The organism is Ancylobacter novellus DSM 506, from assembly GCF_000092925.1.
GTDB lineage: Bacteria > Pseudomonadota > Alphaproteobacteria > Rhizobiales > Xanthobacteraceae > Ancylobacter > Ancylobacter novellus.
In genome coordinates this window covers 1,878,602-1,897,829 of record NC_014217.1, presented here as the reverse complement: position 1 = coordinate 1,897,829, position 19,228 = coordinate 1,878,602, and the positions used below count along the sequence as shown (strand labels likewise).

Here is a 19,228-nt window from a genome sequence, read left to right as displayed (position 1 = left end):
CTTACGCCGCCCGCTTCCGTCCCGGGCCGGCGTTCCACGCCCGCGCCAGGTCGAGGAAGTTCTTCAATATGGTCTTGCCGTGCTCGGAGGCGATGCTTTCGGGGTGGAACTGCACCCCGTGCACCGGCAGCGCCTTGTGCGACAGGCCCATGATCAGCCCGTCATCGGTCTCGGCGGTAACAGTGAGGTCGGCCGGCAGCGTGTCGCGCTTGACCACCAGCGAGTGGTAGCGCGTCGCCTTGAACGGGCCGTTGATGCCGCGGAACACGCCTTCGCCCTTGTGCTTCACCTCGGACAGCTTGCCGTGGATCGGCAGCGGGGCGCGGACGACGTCGCCCCCGAACACCTGGCCGATGGCCTGGTGGCCGAGGCAGACGCCGAACACCGGCACGCCCTCGCCGGCGGCGCGGGAGATGAGGTCGAGGCAGATGCCGGCTTCGTTCGGCGTGGCCGGACCGGGAGAGATGACGATGGCCTCGGGCTTGAGCGCCAGGGCCTCGTCCACGGTGAGGGTGTCGTTGCGGCGCACTTCCACCTCGACCCCGAGTCCACCGAGATAGTGGACGAGGTTCCAGGTGAAGCTGTCGTAATTGTCGACGAGAAGGATCATCGCGCGTCCATACGCCGGTCTGGCCGGCTCAAAAGCTCTAGGGGGAGTGACGGCGCCGGGTCAAGCCGCGCCGTCCGGCGACAAGGATTATCGCCAGCCCCGCCATCGCTCCTGTCGCGCCCTTCCCATCATCATCACTGGGCTCGTCCCGCCCGGGCGGCGAAGCGCACCGCCTCCTCGCCGGCGCGGAACAGCGCCTTGGCCTTGTTGACGCATTCCTGCTGCTCGCTCTCCGGCACGGAGTCGTAGACGATGCCGGCGCCGGCCTGGACGTACATGCGCCCGTCCTTCACCACCGCGGTACGCAGCACGATGCAGGTGTCCATCTCCCCATCGGCGCCGAAATAGCCGATGGCGCCGGCATAGATGCCGCGCTTGTCGGATTCCAGCTCGTCGATGATCTCCATCGCCCGCACCTTCGGGGCGCCGGAGACCGTGCCGGCGGGGAAGCCGGCGGCGAGCGCATCGAGCGCGTCGTGGCGCACGTCGAGCTCGCCCTCGACGTTGGAGACGATGTGCATCACCTGACTATAGCGCTCGATGAAGAAGCTGTCCGTCACATGCACCGAGCCGATCTTGGAGACGCGGCCGACATCGTTGCGCCCGAGGTCGAGCAGCATCAGGTGTTCGGCGCGCTCCTTCGGATCGGCCAGCAGCTCATCCTCCAGCGCCTTGTCCTCATGCGGAGTGGCGCCGCGTCGACGGGTGCCGGCGATGGGGCGGATGGTGACGGTGTTGTCGCGCAGCCGGACCAGGATCTCCGGCGAGGAGCACACCAGCGAGAAGCCGCCGAAGTTGAAATAGACCAGGAACGGCGCCGGGTTGACCCGCCGCAGCGAGCGGTAGAGCGAGAAGGGCGGCAGGGTGAAGGGCGCCTCGAAGCGCTGGGAGAGCACCACCTGGAAGATGTCGCCGGCGCGGATGTATTCCTTTGCCCGCTCCACCATCGCGCGATAGGTGTCCGGCGCGGTGTTAGACTGTGGCGCCACGACCTGATGGAAGGCATCCTCGGCCGGCAAATTGGGCAGGGCGCTGTCGAGCGCCGCGCCGATGCGCTCCAGCCGCTCGCGCGCCTTCTCGTAGGCCGCGCTCGCGGAGACGCCTGCCTCCGGCCGCACCGGCGTGACGAGGGTGATCTCGTCGCGCACGGCGTCGAACACCACCATCGCCGTCGGGCGGATGAAGATCGCGTCCGGCACGCCGAGTATGTCGGGCTTGGCCTGCGGCAGGCGTTCCATCTGCCTGACCATGTCGTAGCCGAGATAGCCGAACACGCCCGCCGCCATGGGCGGGGCGCCCACGGGCAGGTGGATGCGCGATTCCTCGACCAGCTTGCGCAGCGAGACGAGCGGCTTGTCGGGGCAGGGCTCGAAGGCTTCGGCGTCGGTGGCGGCGCGCCGGTTGATCTCGGCAGCGTCGCCGCGGCAGCGCCAGATCACGTCCGGCTCGATGCCGATCATCGAGTAGCGCCCGCGCGTGGCGCCGCCCTCGACGGATTCGAGCAGGAAGCTGTTCGGCTTCTCGCCGGCGATCTTGAGGAAGGCCGAGACCGGCGTTTCAAGGTCGGCGATCAGCGTGGTGGTGACCACCTGCGCCTCGCCGCGCGCATAGGCGCTCGCGAAGTCCGCTTCGTCGGGTGTCAGGCTCATGCGTGGTCCCCGATCAGTTGACCGCGTCGGTGCCGACGATCTGGTCGAGCGCGGCGCGGTTGATGCGGGGGCCGAGCTGTCCCTGCAGCTCGACGACATATTCGGTCATCAGGTCGTTCTCGAGGCTCTGGCGCACGTCGGAGAGCAGCTTCTCGTCCTGCGTCGCCGCCGGCGGCACGCTGACGCGCAGCACCTGGAACAGCAGGCGGCTCTCGCCGCCCTCGGCGAGGGAAGAGCCGACCTGGCCCTGCGGGGTCTCGAACACCGCTTCGAGGATGTCCTGGGGCACGCCGTCGGCGGCGCGGCCGCGGCGCAGGCCGTTGGCGGCGCGCAATTCGAGACCGGCGTCGGTCACGGCCTTGTCGAAGGCTTCGCCGCCCGCGACCTTGGCCTTGATGTCCTCGACCTTCTTGTCGAGCGCCTGCGCGGTCTGGTCCTGCTTCCAGCGGTCGAGCACCTGCGCGCGCGCCTCCTCGAAGGTGCGGTCGCGCGGCGCGGTGATGCCGTCGACGGCGAACCAGACATAACCGCCATTCTGCGGTAGCTGGACGGGGTCGTTGTCGGAGCCGACATCGGCGGCGAAGGCGCCGCGCAGCACTTCCGCGCGGCCGGGGATGGACGGGATGGACGAGCCGTCCGGCGTCTGGCCCTGGATGTTGGTGTCGAAGCTCTGGACGGGGATTCCGGCCTTGGAGGCGATCTCGGCGAGCATGGCGCCGCCGGCGCGCTCGTCCTCGATCTGGTCGTACTTCGTCAGCACCGCGCGGCGGGCGGTGTCGAGCTGAAGCTGGGTGCGAATCTGGCCCGCGACCTCGGTCAGCGGCTTCGTCGTGCCGGGTGTGACGGTGCCGACATGCACGATCACCGGGCCGAAGCGGCCGGCGACCACCCCGCTGGTAGCGTCGGGCGCCAGCGCGAAGGCGGCATCCGCCACCGCCTTGTCGAAGATGTCGGCGCGGGTGACGTCGCCGAGTTCGACATCCTTCGCCTCCAGCTTGCGCTCGGCGATTATGTCGGCGAAGGGCGTGCCCGCCGTGATGCGGGCGGCCGCGGCGGCAGCTTCCTGCTCGTTCGGGAACACGATCTGCTGCACCACGCGCTTCTCCGGCGTGCCGTAGGAGGCGAGATTCGCCTTGTAGGCGGCCTCGACATCGGCGTCGGAGATGCTCTCGCTGTTCGCGAGGGCTTCCGGGGTAAGCACCAGCACCGAGACCTTGCGGTATTCCGGTGCGCGGAAGGCGATCTTGCGCTCGTCGAAGAACTTGCGCAGCTCCTCGTCGGACGGCTCCGCCAGCGCCGGCAGGGCGTGGGCGGTCAGCATGGCGTAATTGACCGAGCGCTCCTCGCTCTCATAGCGGGCGAGGGCGTCCTTCAGCACCTGGGGAACGGTCACGCCGCCGCCAAGCGACTGGATAAGCTGCTGGCGCACGGCAAGGCCGCGCTCGGCTTCGACGAAGCGCGCCTCGGTGAAGCCGTTGGAGCGCAGCAACTGGTTGAAATAGTTCGGGTCGAAGCTGCCGCCCGGGCCGAAGAAGGACGGGTTGCTCTGCACCCGCCGGGCAATCTCGGCATCCGACAGCGCGAGGCCCAGCGACTTCGCCTGGTCGTTCAGCGCCGCTTCCGCGAGCTGCTCCTGGAGAAGCTGGTCGGGGATGCCGAAGGCGCGCGCCTGCTCGGGCGTGATGCCGCGCTTGAGCTGCTGGCTGACCTGCTGCAGGCGCTGCTGGTAGAGCTGGCGGAATTCCGGAACGGTGATCTCGGTGTCGCCGATGGTCGCCAGCGTCTGGCTGCCGAAGCCACGGAACACGTCGGCGATACCCCATATGCCGAAGCTCACAATGAGCAGTCCCATCAGGATCTTGGCGACTATTCCGGAAGCGCTCTTGCGCAGCGTCTCAAGCATTTGGGTTCTCGTCTGGCGTCGTGCGGGCGACAGGCCCGGCGCGCGAAAGGCGCGCATAATAGGGAGGCGCCCGGCGCGCCGCAACGGCACCATGCGCCATTTGCCCGCGGTTCAAAGCTCTGTTAACGCCCGGTCAGTCTGCTATGTGGCCTTTGTGAAGAGTTCGCGACGAAGGGTGAGGGGCATATGTCCAAGCGTCGTCCGCTGGTAGCGGGAAACTGGAAGATGCACGGCCTCAAGGCCTCGGTGGCGGAGTTCGGCCGCATCGCCGCAGGTTATGATGCCGCGCTGAAGGCCAAGGTCGACCTTCTCGTCTGTCCGCCGGCGACGCTGATGTCGACGCTCGCCGTCGCCGCGCTCGGCACGCGGATCGGCATAGGCGGGCAGGACTGCCACGCCAAGGAAAGCGGCGCGTATACCGGCGACATCGCTGCCGAGATGATCGCCGACACCGGCGCCGTCGCCGTCATTCTCGGCCATTCCGAGCGCCGCGCCGACCACAACGAGACCGACGCCATGGCGCGCGCCAAGGTGCTTGCCGCCTGGCGCGCCAGCCTCACCGCCATCCTCTGCGTAGGCGAAACCCATGCCGAACGCGACGCCTTCCGGGCACTCGACGTGGTGCGCAGCCAGCTCTCCGGCTCGCTGCCCGACGGCGCCACGGCGGCGAACACCGTCATCGCCTATGAGCCGGTCTGGGCCATCGGCACCGGCCGGACGCCGACCCTCGGCGACATCGAGGAGATGCACGGCGTGATCCGCGCCGAGCTGCGCGTGCGCTTCGGCGACGACGCCGACGACATGCGCCTGCTCTATGGCGGCTCGGTCAAACCGGAGAATGCGGCGGAGATTCTCGCCGTCGCCGACGTCGATGGCGCGCTGGTCGGCGGTGCGAGTCTGAAGGCCGACACTTTTCTCGCCATCGCGCGCGCCTATCTATAGCCGATTGGTGCGGTTCGCGGCGGCTGGAAACCCCGGACGCAATCGTGTAGGAACGCGCCCAAAGATTGCGGCCGGCGTCGTGCGCCTGCCGCGGCACGAGCATTTCGAAGGCGTCAGATGCAAACCGTAATCATCGTCATCCATCTCATGGTCGTGCTGGCCCTGATCGGCGTCGTGCTGATCCAGCGCTCGGAAGGGGGCGGGCTCGGCATCGGTGGCGGCGGTGGTGGCGGCGGCTTCTTCAGCGCCCGCGGCACCGCCAACGTGCTGACCCGCGCCACCGCGATCCTGGCGGCGCTGTTCTTCATCACCAGCCTGTCGCTGACCATCCTGGCCGGCTGGGGCCGCGGCCCCACTACCATCTTCACCCCCGCGACGACCGTACCCGGCGCTCCTGGCACGCCCGCGGCGCCCGCCCCCGGCGGCACCGTGCTCGACCAGCTCAACGCCGCCCAGCCCGCGCCGCCCGCCGCTCCGGCGGCGCCGCAGGTCCCGCAGTCGCAGTGATCCCAAGCGCGGTCCGAGAGGGCCGCGTTTCGCTTGCCCACAGGCGAGTGTCCGAATGGCAAGACGGGCACTCGTCGAATCGCGTTTTTGCCGTTAGAAACCGAATTCCATGGCGCGCTATATTTTCATCACCGGCGGCGTCGTGTCCTCGCTCGGCAAGGGCCTCGCTTCCGCCGCTCTCGGTGCATTGCTGCAGGCCCGTGGTTACAAGACCCGGCTGCGCAAGCTCGACCCCTACCTCAACGTCGATCCTGGCACGATGAGCCCGTATCAGCACGGCGAGGTGTTCGTCACCGACGACGGGGCCGAGACCGATCTCGACCTCGGGCACTACGAGCGGTTCACCGGCCGTCCGGCCTCGCGGCAGGACAACATCACGACCGGGCGCATCTACCAGGACATCCTCGCCAAGGAACGGCGCGGCGACTATCTCGGCGCCACCATCCAGGTGATCCCGCACGTCACCAACGCCATCAAGGAATTCATCCTCTCCGGCAACGAGGGCTACGACTTCGTGCTGGTGGAGATCGGCGGCACGGTCGGCGACATCGAGGCCATGCCCTTCCTCGAGGCGATCCGCCAGGTCGGCAACGAGCTGCCGCGCAAGCACTGCATCTATGTCCACCTGACCCTGCTGCCCTTCATCCCCTCGGCCGGCGAGCTCAAGACCAAGCCGACGCAGCACTCGGTGAAGGAGCTGCGCTCCATCGGCATCGCGCCCGACATCCTGCTCTGCCGCACCGACCGCGAGATTCCGCGCGAGGAGCGCCGCAAGCTCGGCCTGTTCTGCAATGTGCGCGAGAGCGCGGTGATCGAGGCGCGCGACGCCGACAACATCTATGCGGTGCCTTCCGCCTATCACGAGGCGGGGCTGGACACCGAGGTGCTCGCGGCCTTCGGCATCGAGCCGGCGCCCGAGCCGGACCTCTCGCGCTGGAAGAAGGTCGAGGCCGGCATCCGCAACCCGGAAGGGGCGGTGACGATCGCCATCGTCGGCAAGTACACGGGCATGAAGGACGCCTACAAGTCCCTCATCGAGGCGCTGGCCCATGGCGGCCTCGCCAACAATGTCCGGGTCAATCTCGACTGGATCGAGAGCGAGATCTTCGAGCGCGAGGACCCCGCGCCCTTCCTGGAGCATGTCCACGGCATCCTCGTGCCGGGCGGCTTCGGCCAGCGCGGCGCCGAGGGCAAGATCCGCGCGGCGCAGTTCGCCCGCGAGCGGCGCGTGCCCTATCTCGGCATCTGCTTCGGCATGCAGATGGCGGTGATCGAGGCGACGCGGAACCTTGCCGGCGTCGAGAACGCCAATTCCACCGAATTTGGCCCGACCGATGAGCCGGTGGTCGGCCTGCTGACCGAATGGCTGCGCGGCAACGAGCTTGAGAAGCGCGGCATCCATGGCGATCTCGGCGGCACCATGCGCCTCGGCGCCTATCCGGCGAGCCTCGCCGAAGGCAGCCGGGTGGCGGAAATCTACGATTCGACGGAGATTTCCGAGCGCCACCGCCACCGCTACGAGGTCAACATGGCCTATCGCGAGCGGCTGGAGGCCTGCGGCATGCGCTTCTCCGGCCTGTCGCCGGACGGGCTGCTGCCGGAGATCATCGAATATCCGGACCATCCCTGGTTCGTCGGCGTGCAGTTCCACCCGGAGCTGAAGTCGCGCCCCTTCGAGCCGCACCCGCTCTTCGCTTCCTTCATCGAAGCCGCCGCGGTGCAGAGCCGGCTGTTCTGAGGGGGCAGGCCGTCATCCCGGCCGAAGCGCAGCGAAGAACCGGGATCGCGTGCCGCGATCTCATAGCCGACAACGATCCCGGATCGGCCTTCGGCCGTCCGGGATGACGGCGTGGCGCGAAAGCCGCACCGCAGCCTCTCCCTATCCACAGGCTGCTGCGGTGCGGCCAATCGGTGCTGGATTCCCTCCGCCCCGGCGTGCACCCTCGCCTTCACCCCGAGCGAGCGCGTCCATGCGCCTCGTGCCCCGAGATGAAGGAGTTGCCCGTGGCCCGCGGTCTCGATCACGTCGTCCATGCCGTCCGTGACCTCGAAGCCGCCGGAGAGCTCTACGATACGCTCGGCTTCACCGTCGGCTCGCGCAACCGGCATCCCTGGGGCACCGACAACCGGCTGGTGCAGACGCCCGGCTTCTTCGTCGAACTGCTGGAGATCGCCCAGCCGGAGGTGATTCCGCCGCACGAGGGCACGCAGTTCTCCTTCGGCGCCTTCAACCGCGATTTCCTCGCCGAGGTCGGCCCGGGCCTGTCTATGCTCGTGCTGGAAGGCGGCGACCCGGCGGTGGAGAAGGCGGAGTTCGACGAGGCCGGCTTTGGCGGCCTCGACCAGTTCGACTTCGCCCGCCAGGGCAAGCGGCCCGACGGCTCGGAGGTCGAGGTGTCGTTCTCGCTCGCCTTCGCCCGCGACCCGGCCTCGCCTCACGCCGGTTTCTTCACCTCCCTGCAGCACATGCCGGAGAATTTCTGGGCGCCGGACCTGCAGCGGCACATGAACGGCACTGCCCGTGTCGCCGGCGTGGTGCTGACCGCCGAGGAGCCGGCGGCGCATGTCGAGTTCCTCAGCGTCTTCGCTGACACCAGCTTCCGCCGAGCGGTGGAGGGCTGGCACATCGCCAAGACGCCGCGCGGCGACATCGACCTGATGAGCCCGGCGCTGTTCACCGACCGCTTCGGCGCCGCCGCGCCGGCCGGGCCGGGGCTGCGCGTCGCCGCCATCCGCTTCGCCGTGACGGACATCGAGAAGCTACGCAAGCGCCTCTCCTCCTCGCGCATGGCGGCGGAGGAGATCGAGGGGCTGGTCGTGGTGGGGCCGAAGGCGGCTCTCGGCGCCACGCTGGCCTTCGAGGAGGCACGCTGAGGCCAGCCTTCCAACCAAAAAAGTAAAAGGCCCGGAATCGCTTCCGGGCCTTTTCTTATCCAGTCGTGGAGCGGCGGATCAGCTGCGCACCTTCTCCGGGATCGCCTCGGCCTGCGCGGCGCGGCCGGGCAGCAGCGCCAGCGCGCGGGCGCGCAGGCTCGCCCAGGTCGGGAAGGCGTTGAGCGGCGAGCCTTCCAGCCAGCCGATGCCGGCGGCGGCGAGGAAGGGCAGGCTCTGAATGGCGAGCGCGAAGGCGAAGAGGTCGATCTCCACCACCGCGTGCCAGTTGGTCATGCGCAGCGCGATGGCCGAGAGCATGAGCCCCGAGCCGATGATCGCCTCCGGCAGCGCCGGGAAGGCGCGGGCGGCGTCCGCGAGCCAGCTGCCCTTGGCGGTGCGGGCGAAGGCGAGGTCCTTGTAGCGGAAGCTGTCATAGACCGCCTTGGCCACGGTGAACTGGACCGCCATCGCCGCGAAGGCGGCGCCGAGCATGCGCACCGGCGTGGTCGCCACGCGCAGCCGGTACAGCGCAATGAAGTGCAGCAGGTAGATGCCGAAGCAGAACAGGATCGGCATGGTGAGGATGTGCTGCGGCACGGCGATGCCGAAGGCGAGCACGAAGGGCACCCACAGCAGCGACAGGACCGCCACCAGCGCACCGATGCTCTCCGAGCCGAGCCACGAGACCCAGCCGATGCTGAACTCGCGGCGCTGCGCCGGGGTGAGGCGGGTGCCGCCGTTCGGGAGCATGCGGCGCCAGTGCTTCTTGATGATCTGCATGCCGCCATAGGCCCAGCGATGACGCTGCTTCTTGAACGAGGCGAAGTCGTCCGGCAGCAGGCCCCAGCCGTAGCGGGTGTTGGTGTAGTGGCTCTTCCAGCCGCGCTCGACGATCGACAGGCCGAGGTCGGTGTCCTCGCAGATCGTCTCGCTCGACCAATCGCCCGCCTCGACCATGGCGGCGCGGCGCATCAGGCACATGGTGCCGTGCACGACGATGGCGTCATGCTCGTTGCGCTGGACCATGCCGATGTCGAAGAAGCCGGCATATTCGGTGTTCATCGCCTCGTGCAGCAGGCTGCGATTGGCGTCGCGGTGATCCTGCGGCGCCTGCACGATGCCGACGGTGGGGTCCTCGAAGGTGGGCACGAGGTCCATAAGCCAGTTCGGGTCGACGACGTAGTCGGCGTCGATCACGCCGATGATCTCGGCGTCCGGCGCGGTCTGCAGCATGGCCTCGCGCAGCGCGCCGGCCTTGAAGCCCGCCACCTTCGGCAGGTTGATGAACTTGAAGCGCTCGCCGAGCTCGCGGCAATGCTCCTCGATCGGCTCCCAGAAGGCGGGGTCCGGCGTGTTGTTGATGATGACTAGGCACTCGAAGTTCGGCCAGTTCAGCCGCGCGACGCTGTCCAGCGTCTGCTTCAGCATCTCCGGCGGCTCCTTGTAGGCCGGGATGTGGATCGAGACCTTGGGCGTGCGGGTGGGCTGCGCGGCATTGCCGGCGCGCAGCAGGCGGCGCGGCGAGCGGCCGAAGGCGATGGTGGCCAGTTCCTCGATCCGGTACAGCATGACGACGACGAGCGGCACCAGCAGCACCAGGCTGACGATGAAGGTCACCTTGTTGCCGCCGACGACGTAGTGCGTCAGCCAGTGGTCGGTGACGGTGGCGATCCAGGCGCCGACGAGGTTGGCGGCGCCGATCATCACCACGGCCTGCGTCATGGTCAGCCGGGCGAAGCGGAACACCGGCAGCGAGAAGGCGATGCCGAGCAGCAGCGCGATCGCAGCGGTGGCGGTATAGGTCGCCGGGGTGAGGGGGCCGGAGAGGGAGAATTTCAGCTCACGGTCGGCGTCGAGCATGCCCCAGTACTGGCCGACGCTGCCCTCGAAGCTCTTCCACGGCGCGTCGAACGCCTCGATCAAATTGTATTCGATGCCGAGCGCATCCGCCCGCGCCGCGAAGGTGCGGATGACCTTGGCCTGCTCGAGTTCGCCCGGCACGGCGGCGTCGCGGTTGTAGCCCGCGCTCGGCCAGCCGAACTCGGCGATGACGATGCGCTTGCCCGGATAGGCGGCGCGCAGGCGGTCATAGATGCCGATGGTGCGATCGACGACCTGATCGGCCGGAACGCCTTCCCAGTAGGGGAGGATATGGGCGGCGATGTAGTCCACCGCCGAGACCAGCTCGGGATGGTCGAGCCACACGTCCCACGTCTCGCCGGTGGTCACCGGGACGTTGGTCTGGCTCTTCACCTTGCGGATGGTGTCGATGAGTTGCTGGGGCGTGCGCTCGGCACGCAGGATCGACTCGTTGCCGACCACGATGCCCATCACGTTGGAATTCTTGCGCGCGACGTCGATCGCGTTCGTGATCTCACGCGCGTTGCGATCCTCGTCCTCGTCGAGCCACGCGCCGATGGTGGTCTTCAGGCCCTTCTCGGCGGCGATCTTGGTAACGAGGTCGAGATTGCCCGTCGAGGCGTAGGTACGCACCGCGCGCGTGTAAGGCGCGACCGCCTCGATGTCCGAGCGGATCTGCGCCTCCGTCGTCGCCTCACCCTTGTCGGGGTTGGTGTCGCGTCCATAGGGCGCGAAGGACATGCTCTGGAAGCGATCGGGAACGGCGGGTGCCGTTACCTCCTCGCGCAGTGCCAACCAGACAAAAGCGTGGATGCACGTGACTGCCGCAACGGCAGCGGCAGCGACACGAACGGCGGGGCGCATGGTACTAACCCACAGAACGAAGGAGGTAACAGGGCGGAATATAGTCTACTTTCAACGCAGTTGCAGCACGATCGTCGCCGCATCGCGACAAGCGCGATTTGTCTTCCGAGAATGCCGGGTCGCCGCTGCAAACGCGTGAATGTGATATTTGTTCCGCACTATGGCACGGCTATGTCGCGCCGATGTCACAGCACGGGCCGCGAAGAGAAATTATTGCGCTGCGGGCGCCGGTGAGGGCGCGGGCGTCGCCGCCGGCGTGCCGGGCGGCGGCGCATCCGGGTTGACCCAGCACGCATGCACGCGCTCGGAAAGTCGCTCGGGCGACTTGGAGTCGATGTTGCCCTGCCGGACGAGGCAACGGAAGGCGATCTTCAGGTGCTCGGTGGGGCATCCGAAGCGCTCATAGAGCTCCATGTGGCGGCGGGCGGTGTCGACATCGTCGCGCCACAGCAGCATGGCGATGCGCCGGCCGCTCCACACGCATTCCGGCAGGCCGGCATTGCCCGGCAGCTTCGCCGCCTCGGCATATTCCTCGATGGAGCGGCGCAGCGCCTCCTCCTTGGCCTGCTCCTCGGGCGACTTCTGCTCGGCCGGCTTCTGCTCCGGCGAAGCGCTCTGGGCAAAGGCGCCGGAGCTGGCAGCCATCAGGACGGAGCCGCCAAGGAGCGCAGCGGCGAGGAAACGTAGGGAGCACAACATGAGGGAAACGTCACACGCATAAAGGAGGAAATACCGGAGCGGTCAGACAGTAGGAGAAGCGGTGGAATTTGTCAGCATGACGGCACCCCTCCCAAGCGTCAGATAATGCAAAATTCCGCCCTTTTTCGAACGCCTCTTGCCCCGGCGCGAAAGCCCCGCTACCCGGCAGGGTGAAACCTGTCGGCCGCCCATTCGGAGTTCCCCCGCATGCGACTGCCCCTCGCGCTTGCCGCCGTCGTCTGTGCGGCGATCGTTGCCGTATGGGCCTGGCTCGGCCAGCCCGTGCCGGCGCCGGTCTCGCCGCTGGCCGCCGGCGAGAAGCTGCCCTGCGTCTCCTATGCGCCGTTCCGCCCCAACCAGTCGCCCTTCACGGCGGGGCTGGTGATCCCGCCGGAGCAGATCGACGACGATTTCGCCCGGCTGGCCAAAATCAGCCAGTGCGTGCGCACCTATTCGACCCAGATGGGGATGTCGGTGGTGCCCGAGCTCGCCCGCAAGCACGGCCTCACCGTGCTGCAGGGCATCTGGCTCAGCGGGGACCCGGCGAAGAACCGGGTCGAGATCGATGCCGGCCTCAAGGCGGTGCAGCAGAACCCCGACGTGGTCAAGGCGGTGGTCGTCGGCAACGAGGTGCTGCTGCGCGGCGAGCTCTCCGCCATCGACCTCGCCGCCGTGATCAAGGAAGTGAAGGGCAAGCTCCCGCCGGGCGTCGAAGTCACCTATGCCGATGTCTGGGAGTTCTGGGAACGCAATCGCGACCTCGCCAATTCGGTCGATTTCGTCACCGTGCACATCCTGCCTTTCTGGGAGGACTTGCCGGTCGCCGCGCAGGATTCCGTCGCCCATCTCAACGACATACGCGAGCATGTCGGTGAAATCTTTGCCGGCAAGGAAATCCTGATCGGCGAGACCGGCTGGCCGAGCCAGGGCCGCATGCGCGAGGGGGCACTGCCTTCGCCCTCGAACCAGGCCAACGTGATCCAGGAACTGCTGGCGCTGGCCAAGGCCAAGGGCTACCGGCTCAACGTGATCGAGGCCTTCGACCAGCCGTGGAAGCGGGCCTCGGAAGGCACGGTGGGCGGTCATTGGGGCTTCCTCGACGCCTATACGCGCGACTTCAAGTTCACCTGGGGCGAGGCGGTCTCGGATCATCCCGAATGGAAGCTGCAGGCGCTTGTCGGCGTGGTCTTCGCTGGCGCCATCTTCCTCGCCGCGGGCGCGGCGAAGCGTCGCGCCGGGCCGGAGCGGATGAGGACGCGGCGCTGGCTCGCTGTAGCCGGCATCGCCTTCTTCGCCGGCCTGCTCTATGGCCGGCTGGTGGCGACGGTGCCGGTCGAGAGCCTCGGCGTCGGCGGCTGGACCCGCGGCATTGCGCTGCTCGCATTGGCGCTGCTGGTACCGCTCGCCTGCGCCGCTGGCATCGGCTTGCGCGCCCGCCGTCCCAGTCTCACCGCCGCGCTCAACCCGGCGGCGACGCCGGAGGCGACGGGGTTCGAGCGCCTGCTCGCCCTCCTGCTCGCCGCCTCCATCGTGCTGACGGTGCAGATCGCCTTCGGGCTTGTGTTCGACCCGCGCTACAAGGACTTCCAGTTTGCCGGGCTGACCCCGATCATCACCGCCTTCGCCTTCTACGCGCTGATCTCCGGTCCGCGGCGGCCCGGCGACGAGCGCCACGCCGAGATCATCGCCGGGGCGGTGCTTCTCGGCAGCGGCCTTTATGTCGCGGTGAACGAGACCTTCGCCAACTGGCAGGCGTTGTGGACCAGCGGACTGTTCGTCCTGCTCGGTCTCACGCTCTGGCGCTTCGCCAGGGCCGGGCGAACGAGATGAGCAGCAGCCCGCCGGCCAGCGCGGCGAGGTTGTTGTTGTACATCACCACGCCCACGGCGGTGGCCATCAGCGCGATGGTGAACATCACCGCCGACGGGCGGATGAGGTGGATGAGCGACGTCGCCACCGCGGCGATGCCGAACACCGAATAACCGAACAGCGTCACCACCAGCGCGCGGGTCTCGCAGGTCGCCGTCTCGACGCCGCGGCAGGCGAGGCCGACCGCCGACTGCTCCACCAGCGCGTAGCGCACATAGATCGCCCAGCCGAGCGCGAAGCCGCCGAGTGCGATGATGACGTTGCTGGTGCGCGGTCCCGGCAGGAAGCTGCGATAGGCCATCTGACGATCCTCCGAATGTTCCGCCGGACGGCCCTGCATGGCACGGCCCGGCGGGGCGATCAATGCGTGGCGATCAGTGCGGCTTGGCCGCCGGCCGGTAGGTCGCCAGCACCACGCCGCCGAGCACCAGCACGAAACCGACGGCATGGTAGACGTGCAGTTCCTCGCCCAGCAGCAGCACCGCCAGCAGCACGCCATAGACAGGCAGCGTATAGAGGAAGTTGGCTGTCACCGGGGCGCCCGCCACCTTCACGCAGTACAGGAACAGGATGAAGGCCAGCACCGAGGGGAAGATGGCGAGGAAGATGATGGCGCTCCAGGCTTCCAGCCCGTGCGGCTGCACGCCGCCATTCGCCGCTTCCCACAGCGCCAGCGGCGCCAGCAGTGCCGTGCCGGCCACGGCCACGGTGGCGAAGATGGCGACGCTGCCCATCCGGACGAGCGGCCCGTCGCGCATCATCAGCGAATAGGCCGCCCAGGCGATCGCGGCGACGAGGATGCCGAGGTCGCCGTCGTTGAATTCCAATTCCATGAGCCGCAGCGGCTCGCCATGTACGGTGATCAGCGCGATGCCGGCAAATCCCGCCAGCGTGCCAATGAACTGCACCAGCGGCAGGCGCCGGCGGGCCAGCACGGCGTCCATCACCACGATCATGATGGTGGAGGTGGTGTAGATCAGCGTCGCGTTGGTCGCCGTGGTGGTCTCCAGCGCCGCATAGACGTTGCCGCCGCACAGCACCATGCCCAGCAGGCCGAGCAGCAATATCCGCTTCCACTGCGCCGCCAGCAGGTAGCGGTGGCCGATGAGGGCTGGGATGGCGAAGGGCAGCAGCATCGCCGCCGCGAAGAGCCAGCGCCAGAAGGCCAGCGACCACGGCGCCACCGTGCCGACGACGGCGCGCCCGACGATCAGGTTGGTGGCGAAGAACAGCGGCATCGCCAGCAGCGCGAACAGCGCCCGCGGGTTGTGCGCGAGGGAGAGGTGGGCGGGAGAGGGGGAATCGCCGGGGGCAGGCGAGGGGTCGGTCATGGCGCGTCCCTGATACACGTTCCGCCGGACGCCGTCGCCGCCTCGCGCCAACGTCTTTCGTAGATGCACGCGGCAGGCTAGATACCGCTCTCCATCCGACTGTTCGTCGCGCCTGCCGGAGTTTCGCCGATGCGCCAGCTTCTCGTCATCGTTCTCGCGGCCGGGGAAGGCACGCGCATGCTCTCGGCGCTGCCGAAGGTGCTGCACAGGCTCGCCGGCCGGCCGATGGTCTCGCATGTGCTGGACACGGCGCTCGCCGCCGGGGCGGCGCATCTCGCCGTGGTGGTCGGTCCCGGCCATGAGGCGGTGGCTGCCGAGGTGCGCCGCGTGGCGCCGGAGGCGGAACTGTTCGTGCAGTCGGAGCGGCGCGGCACCGCCCACGCGGTGCTGGCGGCGCGCGAGGCGCTGGCGCGCGGCTATGACGACGTGGTGGTGATGTATGGCGACACGCCGCTGGTGCGGATCGAGACCATCGGCGAGCTGCGCGGCCCACTCGCCGGCGGCGCGGCGGTCTCCGTGCTCGGCTTCCGGCCGGACGATCCGACCGGCTATGGCCGGCTGGTGACGGATGGTGACGGCGCGCTCGTCGCCATACGCGAACACAAGGAGGCAAGCCCTGAGGAGCTTGCCGTCGGCCTGTGCAATGCCGGCCTGATGGCGCTCGACGGGCGCGCGGCGCTTGACATCCTCCAAAGCGTCGGCGACGCCAACGCCAAGAAGGAGTTCTACCTCACCGACGTCGTCGAGATCGCCCGCGCGCTCGGACGCGCCGCGGCGGTGTGCGAAGCGGCGGTGGAGGAGGTGGTCGGCGTCAACAGCCGCGCCCAGCTCGCCGAGGCCGAGGCGATCCTGCAGGCGCGCCTGCGCCGCCACGCCATGGACAATGGCGCGACGCTGGTAGCGCCTGAGACGGTGTTCTTCTCCGCCGACACGAAGCTTGGCCGCGACGTAGTGATCGAGCCCAATGTGTTCTTCGGTCCCGGCGTCAGCGTGGAGGAGGGCGCCACCATCCGCGCCTTCAGCCATGTCGAGGGCGCGCATGTCGGCGCGGGCGCGATCGTCGGCCCCTTCGCCCGGCTGCGCCCCGGCGCCGAGCTCGGCGAGGGCGTGCATGTCGGCAACTTCGTGGAGATCAAGGCGTCCGACCTCGCGCCGGGCGTCAAGGTGAACCACCTCTCCTATGTCGGCGATTCCAGCGTCGGCGCGAACACCAACATCGGCGCCGGCACCATCACCTGCAATTACGACGGCTTCCGCAAGCACCGCACCACCATCGGCGCCAACGCCTTCATCGGCACCAACAGCCTGCTGGTGGCGCCGGTGACGGTGGGCGACGGTGCCTATCTCGGCACCGGCTCGGTCATCACCGAGGACGTGCCGGCCGACGCGCTCGCCATCGGCCGCGCCCGGCAGGTCAACAAGCCGGGGCTGGCGAAGCGGCTGCGCGAGCGGCTCTCCGCCGGCCTCGCGCCGAAGAAATGACACGAAGCGGGCGATACGAAGCGACATTCGAATTGATTTCGATGATGCGGTGACCGGCGGTTAAACCCTGTGTCGCAGAATCGTCGCCTTCAGACCGTCGCTTCCCGGAGAACGCCTGTCCATGTGTGGCATCATCGGCATCGTCGGCACCGCTCCGGTGGCCGACCGTCTCGTCGAATCGCTGAAGCGTCTGGAATATCGCGGCTATGACTCGGCCGGCCTCGCCACGCTGGAGACCGGGCGCCTCGCCCGCCGCCGCGCCGAGGGCAAGCTGCGCAATCTGGAGGCCGTGCTGCGCGAGGCGCCGTTGAAGGGCCATACCGGCATCGGCCATACCCGCTGGGCGACGCATGGCCGCCCCAGCGTCGCCAATGCCCATCCGCATGCGACGACGAATGTCGCCGTGGTCCATAACGGCATCATCGAGAATTTCCGCGAACTGCGCGACGAGCTGCTTGGCGAGGGCGCCAATTTCGAGAGCGAGACCGACACCGAGGTCGTCGCCCACCTCGTCACCCGCGAAATGCGCGACGGCCGCAATCCGGTCGATGCGGTGGCGGCGACGCTGCCGCGCCTGCAAGGCGCCTTCGCGCTCGCCTTCCTGATCGACGGCGAGGAAAACCTCTTGATCGGCGCCCGCAAGGGTTCGCCGCTCGCCATCGGCTACGGCAAGGGCGAGATGTATCTCGGCTCCGACGCCATCGCGCTGGCGCCCTTCACCGACACCATCGCCTATCTCGACGACGGTGACTGGGCGGTGCTGCGCCGTGGCGGGGCGGAGATCCACGACGCTTCCAACGCCCTCGTCGAGCGCGTGGCCCAGAAGACCACGGCTTCCGCCTTCCTGGTCGAGAAGGGCAATTTCCGCCACTTCATGGCCAAGGAGATGCATGAGCAGCCCGAGGTCGTCGCCCATACGCTGGCGCATTACCTCGATATGGCGAGCGACACGGTCCAGCTGCCCGGCAACCTGCCCTTCGACTTCGCCAAGCTGGAGCGCGTCTCCATCGCCGCCTGCGGCACCGCCTATTATGCCGGCCTCGTCGCCAAATACTGGTTCGAGCGCTATGCGCGCCTGCCGGTGGAGATCGACGTCGCCTCCGAGTTCCGCTACCGCGAGGCGCCGCTGCCGGCCAACGGGCTCTCCATCGTCATCTCGCAGTCGGGCGAGACCGCCGACACGCTGGCCTCGCTGCGCTATGCGCGCGACGCCAAGCAGCATCTGCTGGCGGTGGTGAACGTGCCGACCTCGACCATCGCCCGCGAGGCGGACGTGATCATGCCGACGCTGGCAGGGCCGGAGATCGGCGTCGCCTCGACCAAGGCCTTCACCTGTCAGCTGGCGACGCTCGCCGCCGTCGCGGTGGCGGCGGGGCGCGCGCGCGGTGTCATCTCGGCGGCGGAAGAACGCTCGCTGGTCCACGCGCTCGTCGAGGTGCCACGCCTGATGAACGAGGCGCTGAAGCTCGAAGGCGACATCGAGCATCTCGCGCGCTCCTTCGCCAAGACGCAGGACGTGCTCTATCTCGGCCGCGGCACCTCCTATCCGCTGGCGCTGGAAGGCGCGCTGAAGCTGAAGGAAATCTCCTACATCCACGCTGAGGGCTATGCCGCCGGCGAGCTCAAGCACGGCCCGATCGCGCTGATCGACGAGAAGATGCCGGTGGTGGTGATCGCCCCGCACGACGCGGTGTTCGAGAAGACCATGTCGAACATGCAGGAGGTTGCCGCGCGCGGCGGGCGGATCATCCTGATCACCGACGCGACCGGCGCCGCGAAGGCGTCGCTGGAGACCGAGGCGACGCTGGTGCTGCCGGACATGCACCCGCTGGTCGCGCCGCTGGTCTACGCCATCCCGGTACAGCTGCTCGCCTATCACACGGCGGTGGTGATGGGCACCGACGTCGACCAGCCGCGCAATCTGGCGAAATCCGTGACGGTGGAGTAGGGGGCTCTGCCCTATAGAAGCTTGCCCCGGTGCGCCGTCATCCTGAGGTGCGAGCGCAGCGAGCCTCGAAGGATGGTCGTTACAGCGCGCCCGGACGAGCATCCTTCGAGGCCCGGCCTTTGGCCGGGCACCTCAGGATGACGTTCATCGGGCTGGAATAAGCTCTACCCCCGCCCGCGATAGGGCGGCACGCCCTGGTTGGGCAGCCAGATGTCCGCGGGCGGCGCGCCGCTCTGCCAGAACACGTCGATCGGTATGCCGCCGCGCGGGTACCAGTAGCCGCCGATGCGCAGCCAGTGCGGCTCAAGAAGATCGTAAAGCCGCCGCCCGACGGCGACGGTGCAGTCCTCGTGGAAGGCGCCGTGGTTGCGGAAGCTGGCGAGGTAGAGCTTCAGCGACTTGGATTCGACCAGCCAGTCCTTCGGCACGTAGTCGATCACCAGATGCGCGAAGTCCGGCTGGCCGGTCACCGGGCAGAGCGACGTGAACTCCGGGGCGGTGAAGCGGGCGACATAGAGCGTGTCTGCCTGAGGGTTCGGCACGCGGTCGAGCACCGCTTCCTCCGGCGAGGCGGGCCATTGCGTGGCGCGGCCGAGCTGGAGCGGGCTTTCCGTTGCGTCGTTCATCTGTCGTCTCTCCTGTCGGGCCGGCGATATGTGCTGGCACCTCTTTCGCATGTCACATCGGTCG

At 68.3% G+C, this 19,228-nt stretch carries 15 protein-coding genes; 7 read left to right on the top strand and 8 right to left on the bottom strand.

The window, feature by feature from the left end:
* Window position 1: 1 nt before the first annotated feature.
* From SNOV_RS09085 to SNOV_RS09075, 3 genes are all read right to left on the bottom strand, one after another.
* A complete protein-coding gene (locus SNOV_RS09085) occupies window positions 2-610 on the bottom strand; it encodes an anthranilate synthase component II (protein WP_013166623.1) in 609 nt (202 codons plus the stop codon).
* 134 nt (window positions 611-744) lie between these two features.
* Window positions 745-2,259, bottom strand: coding sequence for an anthranilate synthase component I (gene trpE / locus SNOV_RS09080; RefSeq protein ID WP_013166622.1), 1,515 nt, complete (start codon window positions 2,257-2,259; stop codon window positions 745-747).
* Between the two features lie 13 nt (window positions 2,260-2,272).
* Window positions 2,273-4,162 carry a peptidylprolyl isomerase gene (locus SNOV_RS09075; protein WP_013166621.1) on the bottom strand — a complete coding sequence of 630 codons (1,890 nt, stop codon included), beginning with the start codon at window positions 4,160-4,162 and terminating at the stop codon, window positions 2,273-2,275.
* A 186-nt stretch (window positions 4,163-4,348) separates the two neighbouring features.
* Here SNOV_RS09075 and tpiA point away from each other — a divergent pair, with 186 nt between their 5' ends.
* The 4 genes from tpiA (at window position 4,349) to SNOV_RS09055 (ending at window position 8,485) form a co-directional block, all read left to right on the top strand.
* The gene (tpiA, locus tag SNOV_RS09070) at window positions 4,349-5,104 is read left to right on the top strand and encodes a triose-phosphate isomerase (RefSeq protein ID WP_013166620.1); all 756 of its coding nucleotides are present in this window, start codon (window positions 4,349-4,351) and stop codon (window positions 5,102-5,104) included.
* A 117-nt stretch (window positions 5,105-5,221) separates the two neighbouring features.
* Window positions 5,222-5,611: a preprotein translocase subunit SecG gene (gene secG, locus SNOV_RS09065; RefSeq protein WP_013166619.1), complete on the top strand. Its 390-nt coding sequence runs from the start codon at window positions 5,222-5,224 to the stop codon at window positions 5,609-5,611.
* A 109-nt stretch (window positions 5,612-5,720) separates the two neighbouring features.
* Window positions 5,721-7,349: a CTP synthase gene (locus tag SNOV_RS09060; protein ID WP_013166618.1), complete on the top strand. Its 1,629-nt coding sequence runs from the start codon at window positions 5,721-5,723 to the stop codon at window positions 7,347-7,349.
* A 266-nt stretch (window positions 7,350-7,615) separates the two neighbouring features.
* Window positions 7,616-8,485: a VOC family protein gene (locus tag SNOV_RS09055; RefSeq protein WP_013166617.1), complete on the top strand. Its 870-nt coding sequence runs from the start codon at window positions 7,616-7,618 to the stop codon at window positions 8,483-8,485.
* A 78-nt stretch (window positions 8,486-8,563) separates the two neighbouring features.
* Here SNOV_RS09055 and SNOV_RS09050 read toward each other — a convergent pair whose 3' ends face one another.
* Together SNOV_RS09050 and SNOV_RS09045 are read right to left on the bottom strand one after the other, a co-directional pair.
* A complete protein-coding gene (locus SNOV_RS09050) occupies window positions 8,564-11,086 on the bottom strand; it encodes a glycosyltransferase (protein ID WP_041782136.1) in 2,523 nt (840 codons plus the stop codon).
* 333 nt (window positions 11,087-11,419) lie between these two features.
* Window positions 11,420-11,854 carry a hypothetical protein gene (locus SNOV_RS09045; RefSeq protein WP_013166615.1) on the bottom strand — a complete coding sequence of 145 codons (435 nt, stop codon included), beginning with the start codon at window positions 11,852-11,854 and terminating at the stop codon, window positions 11,420-11,422.
* Between the two features lie 261 nt (window positions 11,855-12,115).
* On the opposite strand from SNOV_RS09045, the gene SNOV_RS09040 reads away from it, so the two are divergent.
* On the top strand, window positions 12,116-13,738 hold the full coding sequence (locus tag SNOV_RS09040) for a glycoside hydrolase family 17 protein (protein WP_013166614.1): 1,623 nt from the start codon (window positions 12,116-12,118) through the stop codon (window positions 13,736-13,738).
* Here the strand turns inward: SNOV_RS09040 and SNOV_RS09035 are convergent.
* Together SNOV_RS09035 and SNOV_RS23415 are read right to left on the bottom strand one after the other, a co-directional pair.
* Window positions 13,698-14,078: a hypothetical protein gene (locus SNOV_RS09035; protein ID WP_013166613.1), complete on the bottom strand. Its 381-nt coding sequence runs from the start codon at window positions 14,076-14,078 to the stop codon at window positions 13,698-13,700. The genes SNOV_RS09040 and SNOV_RS09035 overlap by 41 nt on opposite strands.
* Window positions 14,079-14,151: 73 nt before the next feature.
* Entirely contained in the window at window positions 14,152-15,108 is a 957-nt protein-coding gene (locus SNOV_RS23415) for a DMT family transporter (protein WP_013166612.1), read from the bottom strand.
* Between the two features lie 129 nt (window positions 15,109-15,237).
* On the opposite strand from SNOV_RS23415, the gene glmU reads away from it, so the two are divergent.
* Together glmU and glmS are read left to right on the top strand one after the other, a co-directional pair.
* Window positions 15,238-16,590 carry a bifunctional UDP-N-acetylglucosamine diphosphorylase/glucosamine-1-phosphate N-acetyltransferase GlmU gene (gene glmU, locus SNOV_RS09025; protein WP_013166611.1) on the top strand — a complete coding sequence of 451 codons (1,353 nt, stop codon included), beginning with the start codon at window positions 15,238-15,240 and terminating at the stop codon, window positions 16,588-16,590.
* Window positions 16,591-16,711: 121 nt separating this feature from the next.
* Complete coding sequence (gene glmS / locus SNOV_RS09020; RefSeq protein ID WP_013166610.1) at window positions 16,712-18,538, top strand: glutamine--fructose-6-phosphate transaminase (isomerizing); 1,827 nt, start codon at window positions 16,712-16,714, stop codon at window positions 18,536-18,538.
* 164 nt (window positions 18,539-18,702) lie between these two features.
* Here the strand turns inward: glmS and queF are convergent, their stop codons facing one another.
* Window positions 18,703-19,164 (bottom strand): preQ(1) synthase, encoded by a 462-nt coding sequence (gene queF / locus SNOV_RS09015; protein ID WP_013166609.1) that lies wholly within the window; start codon window positions 19,162-19,164, stop codon window positions 18,703-18,705.
* Between the last annotated feature and the right edge of the window lie 64 nt (window positions 19,165-19,228).